The sequence below is a fragment of the Bacillus sp. AFS073361 genome (assembly GCF_002567005.1).
Lineage (GTDB): Bacteria > Bacillota > Bacilli > Bacillales > Cytobacillaceae > Neobacillus.
In genome coordinates, this window is sequence record NZ_NUZU01000026.1 from 60,274 (window position 1) to 71,845 (window position 11,572).

The 11,572-nt window shown below is 40.7% G+C and carries 10 protein-coding genes and 1 other annotated feature (1 of these 11 cut by a window edge); all 10 genes read right to left on the bottom strand.

Annotated elements, in window-relative coordinates:
* Positions 1–4, bottom strand: a binding site (T-box leader); it reaches 246 nt to the left of the window's first position.
* Between the two features lie 46 nt (positions 5–50).
* On the bottom strand, positions 51–1,508 hold the full coding sequence (gene gltX, locus COJ96_RS12585) for a glutamate--tRNA ligase (protein WP_098573727.1): 1,458 nt from the start codon (positions 1,506–1,508) through the stop codon (positions 51–53).
* Positions 1,509–1,624: 116 nt separating this feature from the next.
* A complete protein-coding gene (gene ispF, locus COJ96_RS12590) occupies positions 1,625–2,107 on the bottom strand; it encodes a 2-C-methyl-D-erythritol 2,4-cyclodiphosphate synthase (protein WP_098573729.1) in 483 nt (160 codons plus the stop codon).
* Between the two features lie 41 nt (positions 2,108–2,148).
* Positions 2,149–2,838 (bottom strand): 2-C-methyl-D-erythritol 4-phosphate cytidylyltransferase, encoded by a 690-nt coding sequence (gene ispD / locus COJ96_RS12595; protein ID WP_098573731.1) that lies wholly within the window; start codon positions 2,836–2,838, stop codon positions 2,149–2,151.
* A 13-nt stretch (positions 2,839–2,851) separates the two neighbouring features.
* The gene (locus COJ96_RS12600) at positions 2,852–3,940 is read right to left on the bottom strand and encodes a PIN/TRAM domain-containing protein (protein ID WP_098573734.1); all 1,089 of its coding nucleotides are present in this window, start codon (positions 3,938–3,940) and stop codon (positions 2,852–2,854) included.
* A gap of 190 nt (positions 3,941–4,130) precedes the next feature.
* Positions 4,131–5,204: a DNA integrity scanning diadenylate cyclase DisA gene (disA, locus tag COJ96_RS12605; RefSeq protein ID WP_098573737.1), complete on the bottom strand. Its 1,074-nt coding sequence runs from the start codon at positions 5,202–5,204 to the stop codon at positions 4,131–4,133.
* Between the two features lie 3 nt (positions 5,205–5,207).
* Positions 5,208–6,590, bottom strand: a complete 1,383-nt coding sequence (gene radA, locus COJ96_RS12610; protein WP_098573739.1) for a DNA repair protein RadA — start codon at positions 6,588–6,590, stop codon at positions 5,208–5,210.
* A 206-nt stretch (positions 6,591–6,796) separates the two neighbouring features.
* Positions 6,797–9,238, bottom strand: a complete 2,442-nt coding sequence (gene clpC / locus COJ96_RS12615; protein ID WP_098573741.1) for an ATP-dependent protease ATP-binding subunit ClpC — start codon at positions 9,236–9,238, stop codon at positions 6,797–6,799.
* Between the two features lie 17 nt (positions 9,239–9,255).
* Positions 9,256–10,326, bottom strand: coding sequence for a protein-arginine kinase McsB (gene mcsB, locus COJ96_RS12620; protein ID WP_098573744.1), 1,071 nt, complete (start codon positions 10,324–10,326; stop codon positions 9,256–9,258).
* A gap of 1 nt (position 10,327) precedes the next feature.
* Complete coding sequence (mcsA, locus tag COJ96_RS12625; RefSeq protein ID WP_098573747.1) at positions 10,328–10,876, bottom strand: protein-arginine kinase activator protein McsA; 549 nt, start codon at positions 10,874–10,876, stop codon at positions 10,328–10,330.
* Between the two features lie 25 nt (positions 10,877–10,901).
* Positions 10,902–11,363 carry a CtsR family transcriptional regulator gene (locus COJ96_RS12630; protein ID WP_026565491.1) on the bottom strand — a complete coding sequence of 154 codons (462 nt, stop codon included), beginning with the start codon at positions 11,361–11,363 and terminating at the stop codon, positions 10,902–10,904.
* Between the last annotated feature and the right edge of the window lie 209 nt (positions 11,364–11,572).

An 11,572-nucleotide genomic window follows, 5' to 3' on the forward strand; every position in this document is an offset into this window, starting at 1 on the left:
TCAGAACTATATAATTGTTTACTCTACTATATTACATTTTATTGTCGTTGTTAACTAATAATTTTATTAATTCTTGTTTGAACTTTATTTTTTCCTAAAAGTTCAATGGCCTGTGGCAGGTCTGGCCCGTGTGTTTGGCCAGTTACTGCAGCACGAATTGGCATAAATAGGTTTTTCCCCTTTTGGCCAGTCGACTTTTGAACTGCCTTCATTGCAGCCTTTATCCCGTCAGCCCGGAAGTGCTCTAACTGGTCCAGTTCATGTGAAAATGCCTTTAACACTTCCGGAACCGTCTCACCTGCTAGAATCTCCTTCGCCTCTTCTTCGTAGTCCACTTCCTCTTTAAAGAACATCTCGGATAATTCCACGATTTCAGCACCAAAGCTCATTTTTTCCTGCAGAAGTTCGATTAACCCTTGAACCCATTGATACTGCTCATCCGTTTGACTTTCACTTAAACGGCCGGCTTTCACTAAGTGAGGTAAAGCCAGTTCAACTGCACGATCAATCTCAATCTTCTTCATATATTGGTTATTCATCCATAGCAGTTTCTGCTTATCAAATAAGGCAGGGGATTTAGATAAGCGATTCGCATCAAATATCTCAATAAACTCATTCTTAGAGTAGATTTCTTCTTCACCTGAAGGCGACCAGCCGAGGAGCGTAATAAAGTTAAATAACGCTTCTGGGAGATACCCTAACTCTTCATATTGTTCAATAAACTGAATGATTGATTCATCGCGCTTACTTAACTTTTTACGGCTTTCATTGACAATCAATGTCATATGGCCGAAAATCGGCGGCTCCCAGCCTAATGCTTCATAGACCATGAGTTGTTTAGGTGTGTTAGATATATGATCATCGCCACGGAGCACGTGAGAGATTTTCATTAAATAATCATCAATTGTAACCGCAAAATTATAGGTTGGGGTGCCATCTTTTTTAATGATGACCCAGTCGCCCATCCCTTCAGATTCAAAGGACACGCTCCCCTTTACCATATCATCAAAGGTATAGGTTTTCCCTTCAGGTACGATAATCCGAATGCTTGGCTGACGGCCTTCGCTTTCTAATTCACGGCGTTGTTCATCGGTTAAATGACGGCATTTACCCGAATAATGCGGTGTTTCTCCCCTTTCAGCCTGGGCTTCACGCTCTGCCTCAATTTCCGCTTCGGTACAATAACACTTATAAGCATGACCTTCCGCTAATAATTGGTTATAGTAAATTTCATATATATCATTTCGCTCGGATTGACGATATGGTCCGTATTCGCCGCCGACGTCAACACCCTCATCCCAATCCATGCCAAGCCATTTTAAGTATTTCAACTGGCTTTCTTCTCCGCCGGCAATATTTCTTTTTTTATCCGTATCTTCAATACGAATGATAAACTTCCCGCCCTGATTACGTGCGAATAAGTAATTAAATAATGCCGTACGAGCGTTTCCAATATGTAAATGCCCTGTTGGACTTGGAGCATACCTTACACGAACTTCATTTGACATCTCAATGCCTCCATTTAGAAAAGCGTAAGTGCCTAGGCGCTGAAGCTAGACAGCTTTCCCAAGAATTTATATGTTTCAACTGATTATTTTATCATTGTCTATGATTTCAAGAAAGACTATTCATGAACCTTTCTTAATAAAACAACCGCTTGAGAGGCGATTCCTTCCCCTCTGCCAGTGAAGCCCAATTTCTCGGTGGTGGTTGCCTTCACATTGATTTGCCCAGGTTCGGCCTCTAGTAATTCGGCAATTCTCACGCGCATTTGCTCAATATAGGGTGCCATTTTCGGCTTCTGAGCTATGATTGTACAATCCGCGTTTACCAGCTCGTACCCCTTATTTTTCACCAATTCCCACACATGCTCCATTAACTTTGCAGAGTCTGCATCTTTAAAATTGGGATCGGTATCAGGAAAATGTTTGCCAATATCCCCTTCTCCAATCGCACCAAGGCAAGCATCAGAAACCGTATGTAATAAAACATCTGCATCTGAATGACCTAGCAGCCCTTTTTCATATGGTATGCTGATTCCACCGATAATCAACGGTCGCCCTTCCGTTAGTTGATGCACATCAAACCCTTGACCAATTCGAAACATTATGAAAAACTCCCTTTTTTCCTATTGTCTAGCTGCAACGCCTAGTCAAGGCGCTTCCGCTTTTCTAGTATCGCTTCCGCAAAATAAATATCTTCTGGTGTTGTTAATTTGATATTATCGTAGTCGCCTTCAACCATCGCAATAGGATGGCCGATCCTCTCCACTAGACTGGCATCATCTGTTCCTAGGAAAGAATCCCTTTCTGCTTTCTCATAGGCCTTCTTCAGAAGAGAAATGCGAAAAGCTTGTGGGGTTTGGACCGCCCACAAGCTTGAACGTTCGACAGTTTCAACCACCAAACCATCTTGTACCTTTTTGATGGTGTCCTTTGCCGGTACTCCCAAAATGGCCGCCCCTGTATCCATAGCCACTTTTGTCAAACGGTAGATATGTTCATTACTGATAAAAGGACGTGCCGCATCATGAACAAGAATAACCCCGTCTGTTTCCACTGTTTTCAGCGCATTAAAAATGCTATCCTGCCGTTCCTTACCCCCATGCACTAAATGGATTGCTTTGGCAATATTATACTTGGTAAATAAGGCTTTAAATTCCCCTTCATCTTGTGGATGAATCGCTACAATAATTTTGCTGCAGGCATTATCCTGTTCAAACACTTTTAATGTATGGATTAATACAGGTACATGATTAAGCTCTAATAGAAGCTTATTTTTCCCTGCTCCCATTCTTTTTCCCTGGCCCGCTGCCGGGAGAATGACTTGGTAAGTCATATGAAAACCCCACTTATAATGCTTTTTCTAATAGCTTTGGTTTAGCAAATATCATTCTTCCAGCCGATGTTTGGAGAACACTTGTGACGAGAACCTCAATTCGTTTTCCAATATATTCTCTTCCTTCTTCGACAACGATCATCGTTCCGTCATCCAAGTAAGCAACGCCCTGATGATATTCCTTGCCATCCTTAATCACCTGTACCGTTAATTCTTCTCCTGGAAGAACAACAGGTTTGACGGCATTTGCTAAATCATTGATGTTTAACACTGAAACATTCTGCAATTCGCAAACCTTATTCAGATTGAAATCATTTGTGACTAAGATTCCATTTGTGATTTTTGCCAGTTTCACAAGTTTTGAATCCACTTCACTAATTTCCTCGAAATCACCTTCATAGATTTCGACTTTAATGGCAAGTTCCTTTTGAATTCGATTTAAAATATCTAGACCTCTGCGGCCGCGATTTCGTTTTAATACATCGGATGAATCAGCAATATGCTGTAATTCCTCGAGGACAAACTGTGGAATGACAATCGTTCCTTCTAAAAATCCCGTCTGACAAATATCAGCTATACGTCCATCAATAATCACACTAGTATCTAGTATTTTTAAAGATTGATTCGCTTCTTTTTCACTCTCGTCTTCACTGGATTTTTTCTTATTACTCCGATTTCCAAATAGACCTAGTAGTTCGTCCCTTTTCTTAAAACCTACCTGAAAGCCAAGATAGCCAAATAAAATGGTCAGTATGATTGGCACGACAGCATTTAGAATTGGCACCTGTACCGCATTTAAGGCAAAGCCAATTAAAAAGGCCACCAACAACCCAAATATGAGACCCACACTACCAAAAAGGACATCGGTTACAGGGATTTTGACTAATGAATCTTCAGTCCATTTAACAAAGTTAAAAACATAATCTACTGCCCAAAAGGTAATAAGATAAAAAATAATAGCACCTAAAACAGCAGTGATATACGAGTTGTTAATTAAGGGAATGTCATTGATATGAAGTAGATTGAACAATTCCGGCAATAACAAAATACCAAGCGTACCACCCATAATGAGGAAGCAAGCCTGCACAATACGTTTTAACATTCCTTCACCTCCTCTACTCATTATAAACATATTCATAAAAATGAAACCTTAATTTACTGATTATTTTTCACTTAAAGATTCTTGTTAAAAGAGTAGTTCCCGTGAATTATTAATAGATGATTTCTCCATAGGGTAGCATTGGAAAACCCCCATGTCAAACAATTGGATTTTTTTTACTTTTCCATTGTTTTTAAAGGTGACGATCGGTATATAACCGTTCTTTTATTAATTTAAAACCCTCTTTAATTTTTTTAGCCCGGACTTCCCCAATTCCTTCCACATCATCGAGATCTTCCACAGATGCTGAAATAATTTTTGCAAGTTCGCCAAAATGGCTAATTAAGTTTTCAATAATGATTGATGGGAGTCTTGGAATTTTATTAAGAATCCGGTAGCCGCGCGGATTTTTATTTTCCTCGAGATGCACATAGCCCAGATAGCCCATTAATTTTAATAACACCATATCTTCTATTGTTCCATTTGAAGTCATTGACTGCATTCGGGCTAAAACATCTCTTGCCTTGATATCTCTATCAAAGGCATAATCTTTGATTATGAGCATTGTTTCCTCTTCCAAGTCAGTTAAGATTTCATTCAGTTGTAAACGAATGAGACGCCCCTCAGTCCCTAATTCATGTAAATAGGTTAGTAGTTCGTTTTTAATCTTTAAGACCATTTCAAACCGATGCAGAACCAGTAGAAAGTCATTATAGGTGACAGACTCTTCAAACTCTAAAATACTCAAATTGGTAATACTTTGTTCCAGAACCGTCTTATACTTTTCAAGTGTCTGGATAGCTTGATTGGCCTTTGTTAAAATCACTGCAATATCTTTTAAGGCATAGCGGAAGTTCCCTTGATACAGAGTAATTACATTTCTCCTTTGGGAGATAGCAATGACTAAGGCTTTTGTTTGTTTCGCCGTCCTCTCAGCTGTCCGGTGCCGCATTCCTGTTTCTGTAGAGGGGATATCGGAGTCAGGGGCCAGCTGGGCATTGGCAAACAGAATTTTATTTCCTAATTCATTAAGGATAATTGCCCCATCCATTTTGGCCAATTCATATAAAAAGCTTGGCGAAAAAGGACAATTAATTTCAAAGCCGCCATCAACGATACTTTTTACTTTTTCGTTAAAACCAATGACAATAAGGCCTCCTGTATTGGCTCGAAGGACATTGTCAATCCCCTCACGAATGGGCGTCCCAGGAGCAAGGAATTGTAATATCTCACTTACGGAATGTTCACCTAGCTTTTTATTCTCCATCTGCTACCCTCCCAAAGCTGCTTTCAAAGCTTCACTTACATTCGTTACCCCAATAAGTTCGATTCCCCTCGGTCCCTTCCAACCGCCTAGATTATTAGCAGGCAGAATCACTCGCTCAAAACCAAGCTTGGCCGCTTCCTGGACACGCTGCTCAATTCTCGATACCCTTCTTACTTCCCCAGTCAAACCAACTTCACCGATAATGCAGTCCGTCGGCCTTGTCGGCTTATCTCTAAAGCTCGAAGCAATACTGACAGCAACAGCCAAATCAATGGCTGGCTCATCCAACTTTACTCCGCCGGCAACTTTTAAATAGGCATCTTGATTCTGGAGAAGCATCCCCACTCGCTTTTCTAATACTGCCATCAAAAGCGGCACACGGTTATGGTCAATTCCAGTAGCCATTCTTCTGGGATTCCCAAAACTGGTAGGGGAAATTAAAGCCTGGATTTCGACAAGGACTGGTCTTGTCCCTTCCATCGATGCAACTACCGTCGATCCAGCTGCGCCCCGTGAACGCTCTTCTAAGAAGATCTCAGAAGGATTGGCTACTTCTTCGAGGCCCAATTCCTTCATTTCAAAAATGCCCATTTCATTCGTTGAACCAAATCGGTTTTTGACTGCACGTAGAATCCGATAGGTATGGTGTCTTTCTCCTTCAAAATAGAGAACCGTATCCACCATATGCTCTAACAGCCTTGGACCTGCAATGGATCCTTCTTTTGTTACATGTCCAACAATAAAGATCGCAATTCCTTTCGTTTTCCCAATTCTCATTAATTCCGAGGTACACTCACGTACTTGTGAGACACTTCCTGGTGCGCTTGTTACATCGGGGTGAAAGACCGTTTGGATCGAATCAATGATGACAAAGCTAGGATTGGTACTATCGATGGTCCGGTTGATTTCTTCAAGATTCGTTTCAGAATAAACGAGGAGATTTTCAGAAGATATACCTAATCGTTCCGCCCGAAGTTTAGTTTGTCGTAACGATTCCTCACCAGATATGTATAAAACCTGATTTCCTTTATTCGCAAGTTGTGATGAAACCTGCAAAAGCAGCGTTGACTTCCCAATTCCAGGGTCTCCGCCTATCAGCACTAAAGAACCCTTAACCACGCCACCGCCAAGGACACGGTTTAATTCGTTTAAATCCGTTAGAATCCGTGGTTCATTTTCCATTTCAATTGAATTGATCGGCATGGGCTTGGATAACAGTCCTGATCCGCCCTGGGAATGGGCAAATGCACCTCTTCTCGCGGAACCTGTTACTTCAACTTCCTCCACCATCTTATTCCATTCACCGCAGCCAGGACATTTTCCCATCCACTTGGGCGATTCATATCCGCACGCCTGACACATAAACTTCGTCTTTCGTTTTGCCATTATCCTTCGACCCTCTCTTAACTAAAAAGAACAAAAGGCACACGCACCAGATAGCGAAATACGCCGGGTGCAGGAGCCAAATTTTGCTAACTATTTACAGGTTACCATACCTTTTTTATTTTTTCATTTGAAAAAGTCGATAGAAAAAGAGGTACACGATTTAACTTTATTTACGTGTACCTCTTCATAGATATTACGACATAGTCCTATTTTACTAAACTCGTTTTCTCAGCCATACGAACAATAAATTCTCCATTATCAACATCAATAATTGCATGCTGTCCGGTTAATAATGTTCCCTTTAATAGTTCTTCCGAAAGTCTGTCTTCAATATGCTTTTGAATCGCACGGCGTAATGGTCGTGCCCCATATTCAGGGTCATAGCCTTCCTGAGAAATTTTCTCTTTTGCCGCAGCTGTTAATTCTAAAGAAATATGCTGCTCTTTTAAACGCTTAATTAACTGCTCTGATAATAAAGTCACAATTTCTTCAAGATGCTTCCGCTCTAACGCATGGAAAACAATAATTTCATCGATACGGTTAAGGAATTCAGGACGGAATGCTTTCTTTAATTCTCCCATCACTTTCCCTTTCATATCTTTATAGTCTTGTTCGCCATCTTGGATATTAAAGCCGACATACTTGTTCCGTTTTAATGCCTCAGCACCGACATTGGATGTCATAATAAGGACTGTATTCCGGAAGTCAACTGTTCTGCCTTTAGAATCAGTCAATCGACCGTCCTCAAGGACTTGCAGCAGGATATTAAATACGTCAGGATGTGCTTTTTCAATTTCATCTAATAGCACAACAGAATATGGCTTTCTGCGAACCTTTTCTGTTAATTGGCCGCCTTCCTCATAACCTACATATCCTGGCGGTGAACCAACTAGACGAGAAGTCGAGTGTTTTTCCATATACTCGGACATATCAATCCGTATCATCGCATCCTCATCACCAAACATCGCTTCAGCAAGAGCACGGGCTAATTCGGTTTTCCCAACACCTGTTGGTCCAAGGAAGACAAAAGAACCGATTGGTCGTTTGGGATCTTTTAATCCAGCACGAGCACGGCGGACTGCCTTCGATACAGCTTTTACCGCTTCCTCCTGGCCAATTACGCGAGAATGAAGTACTTCTTCTAAATTAAGAAGCTTCGCCATTTCTGTTTCCGCCAGCTTGGAAACAGGAACCCCGGTCCAACTAGAAACAACACTTGCAATATCTTCAACGGTTACTTCATTATTTTCTTTCCCTTGTTTTTCTTTCCAATTCTTCTTTGTCTCTTCAAGTTGTTCACGTAAACGCTGTTCTGTATCTCTTAAGGATGCAGCCTTTTCAAACTCTTGACTCTGAACAGCAGAATCTTTTTCCTTACGCACTTCTTCCAATTTCACTTCTAATTCTTTTAAATTAGGTGGAGTGGTAAAGGAACGAAGCCTTACCTTAGAACCCGCTTCATCGATTAAGTCAATCGCTTTATCCGGCAGGAAGCGGTCTGAGATATAACGGTCCGAAAGTTTCACAGCCGCTTGAATTGCTTCATCTGTAATTGAAACACGGTGATGTGCCTCATAACGGTCGCGGAGCCCTTCTAAAATCTGAATTGATTCTTCAAGTGTTGGTTCATCTACACGAATTGGCTGGAAGCGTCGTTCTAATGCAGCATCTTTTTCGATATATTTACGATACTCATCAAGAGTTGTTGCTCCAATACATTGGAGTTCACCGCGCGCAAGAGATGGCTTTAAGATATTAGATGCATCAATCGCCCCTTCCGCACCTCCAGCACCAATTAAGGTATGCAGCTCATCAATGAAAAGAATAATATTCCCGGCTTGGCGAATTTCATCCATGACCTTTTTTAAACGGTCTTCAAATTCTCCTCGATATTTCGTCCCAGCTACCACTGTTCCCATATCGAGAGTCATCACCCGTTTATCACGAAGGATTTCAGGCACTTCGTTATTTACAATTTGCTGGGCAAGACCTTCTGCAATCGCAGTTTTACCGACGCCCGGCTCCCCAATTAATACAGGGTTGTTTTTTGTCCGACGGCTTAATACTTCAATGACACGTTGAATTTCTTTGCCGCGTCCAATTACCGGGTCTAGACTGCCCTCACGTGCGATCGAAGTTAGATCCCGTGCAAGGCTGTCAAGTGTTGGGGTGTTCGCACTGGCAGATGCACCGCCTTGATGCCCGCCTGACTCATTGCTTCCTAAAAGTTGAAGGACTTGCTGTCTTGCCTTATTTAAGCTTACACCAAGATTATTAAGGACTCGTGCGGCGACCCCTTCCCCTTCACGGATTAAGCCAAGGAGAATATGTTCAGTGCCTACATAGGAATGTCCTAACTTGCGTGCCTCATCCATCGATAGTTCGATGACCTTTTTAGCCCGTGGAGTATAGTGAATCGTTTGAGAAGCTTCCTGTCCTTTGCCAATTAAGTTTTCTACTTCTTTTTGGATTTTTTCAGAACCTAAGCCTAGCCCATAAAGAGCTTTTGCTGCAATCCCTTCTCCTTCACGAGTTAATCCTAATAAAATGTGCTCTGTTCCAATATTGTTATGTCCAAGACGAATCGCTTCCTCTTGTGCTAATGCTAGAACTTTCTGCGCTCTTTCAGTAAAACGGCCGAACATCATATTCTCTTCCTCCTCACCTATTTTTCTTGCTCCATTTTTATTCGTTCCCTAATTAATGCTGCCCGACGGATATCTCTTTCATGTGGTCTTAATGAACCCCCAGCATATTGCTGCAGGAAACCTGGCTGGGTCAGGATCATTAATTCATTTAATATCGTCTTAGGCATATTTTCAATATAACCCATATCTATTCCAAGCCGAACATCGGATAAGCATCTTGCTGCTTCTTTTGATTCAATAATTCGGCTATTAGATAACACACCCATTGAACGGAACACCCTGTCTTCTAATTGTATGTTTGAAGTTTTCCGTAATGCTTCACGTGCTGACCTTTCTTGTGAAATTAACTGGCTGACAACTCCCTTGAGATCCCGGCAAATGTCCTCTTCCGATTTTCCAAGGGTAATTTGATTAGAAATTTGAAATATATTACCTAAAGCTTCGCTGCCTTCCCCATAAATTCCTCTAACAACTAGACCTAATTGATTGATTGCGGGAATAATTCGATTAATTTGCTGTGTTAAGATTAATCCTGGCAGATGCATCATAACCGAAGCACGAAGACCGGTACCCACATTTGTAGGACAACTGGTTAAATAACCATGCTTCTCATCAAATGCATATTGAATATTACTTTCAAGCCAATCATCAATTTCATTAGCAGCATCTAAGGCTTCAGATAATTGCAACCCAGGAAACAAGCATTGAATACGAATATGATCCTCTTCATTAATCATAATACTAACTTCTTCATTTTCGGTTAATAAAACAGCACCATGTGGTGAATCCTCTGCTAGGTTTGGACTGATTAAATGTTTTTCTACCAAAACTCTTTTCTGCAGGGGCTGGAGTTCATTAATTTTCAACAATTCCATTTGGCCAAACTTTTGAATGTCTGACTGTTTTAATATTTCCTCCATTTTTTCAATAATCATCTTTGCTTCTTCGTGTGAAAAAAGTGTTGGAAATTTATATGCATCAAAGTTACGAGCCAAACGAATACGGGAACTGAGGACGATATCTGAATCAGGTCCTTCCTCACTCATCCAGGAGCTGACAGCTTGATTTAAAAACCGTTCAAGCGACATGTTATTCCCCTCCCTCTTGGCTGTCTGCTAGTTTTCTCTCTAACTGACGTATTTCATCACGAATCTCAGCTGCCTTCTCAAATTCCTCATTGGCAATGGATTCTTTTAGAGTGCCTTTTAATTCATCTATTTGCTTACGGAGATGGATACCGCCGCCAATTCTCTTTGGTATTTTCCCATTATGTGTCCAGTTTCCACTATGAAGTCGACGTAATACGGGTTTCAATTGTTCTTTAAATACTTCATAACAATGAGAACATCCAAAGCGGCCCACTTTTAAAAACTGTGGAAATGTCATTGAACAAGAATCACATTGCAGAATTTCCTCTTGATGAAATGGGCTTTGACTGGGTTTTTGAAAAGCAGGGTCTATATTTAATAATCCTGCTAATAAATTATTAAAAGCGAATCCAGATTCCCCATTAAAAATAAACATTTCTCCCTTTTCCTGCGCACATTTTTCACACAGATTGACTTCCGTCTTTTCCCCATTAATAATTTTCGTAAAGTGAAGGGCTGCAGGTCTTTGGTTGCATTCCTGGCAAATCATACTTTCACCTCTCAAGCGAAAAAATTTATTTATATTTTAAAGATGTAAGCATTGCTTTTAGCATTCTCGCTCTTAATTCGTCTCGGTATGGAAGATCAATATAAAGAACGGATCGGTCAATTACACTGAGCATAATTTTCGCTTCCCGCTGCGAGACAATTTCTTCTTGAACGAGTCTGAATATAACATCTTCGGCACTGGTTTGACTAATCCTACTTTGAATAAGTGCAAGTGATTGTTCAATTAAATGAGCAAGATCATGAGACTGGACCTTCATGATCCGTATATACCCACCGCCGCCCCGTTTACTTTCTACGATGTATCCTCTTTCGATCGTAAAACGGGTATTGATTACATAATTAATTTGAGATGGAACACATTGAAATTTGTCTGCGATTTCACTTCGTTTGATTTCAACTAGGTCTCTTTCACTTAATTCCAATACTTGTTTGAGATATTTTTCAATAATATCAGAGATGTTTCTCATCTTCCCACCCCCATTCTCTGACTTTGACTATATTTGACTAAATTATACTGAATTTTTTATGTAGATGCAACGATTCACTACTAATGATTTTCTCCAAATCTCGCCAATGTGAAACCTAGGTTTGATTAAAAAGTATCTTCTTAATTTGTTTGGAACACAAAAAAGGACAACCTTTTCAGGTTGTCCTTGGTGCCTGGCAACGTCCTACT

Coding starts and splice junctions, on each gene's coding strand:
- ispF (WP_098573729.1), bottom strand. CDS start 2,107: ATGTTTCGAATTGGTCAAGGGTTTGATGTGCATCAACTAACGGAAGGG.
- mcsB (WP_098573744.1), bottom strand. CDS start 10,326: ATGTCGCTTGAACGGTTTTTAAATCAAGCTGTCAGCTCCTGGATGAGT.
- COJ96_RS12630 (WP_026565491.1), bottom strand. CDS start 11,363: ATGAGAAACATCTCTGATATTATTGAAAAATATCTCAAACAAGTATTG.
- ispD (WP_098573731.1), bottom strand. CDS start 2,838: ATGACTTACCAAGTCATTCTCCCGGCAGCGGGCCAGGGAAAAAGAATG.
- COJ96_RS12600 (WP_098573734.1), bottom strand. CDS start 3,940: ATGTTAAAACGTATTGTGCAGGCTTGCTTCCTCATTATGGGTGGTACG.
- clpC (WP_098573741.1), bottom strand. CDS start 9,238: ATGATGTTCGGCCGTTTTACTGAAAGAGCGCAGAAAGTTCTAGCATTA.
- gltX (WP_098573727.1), bottom strand. CDS start 1,508: ATGTCAAATGAAGTTCGTGTAAGGTATGCTCCAAGTCCAACAGGGCAT.
- disA (WP_098573737.1), bottom strand. CDS start 5,204: ATGGAGAATAAAAAGCTAGGTGAACATTCCGTAAGTGAGATATTACAA.
- mcsA (WP_098573747.1), bottom strand. CDS start 10,876: ATGATTTGCCAGGAATGCAACCAAAGACCTGCAGCCCTTCACTTTACG.
- radA (WP_098573739.1), bottom strand. CDS start 6,590: ATGGCAAAACGAAAGACGAAGTTTATGTGTCAGGCGTGCGGATATGAA.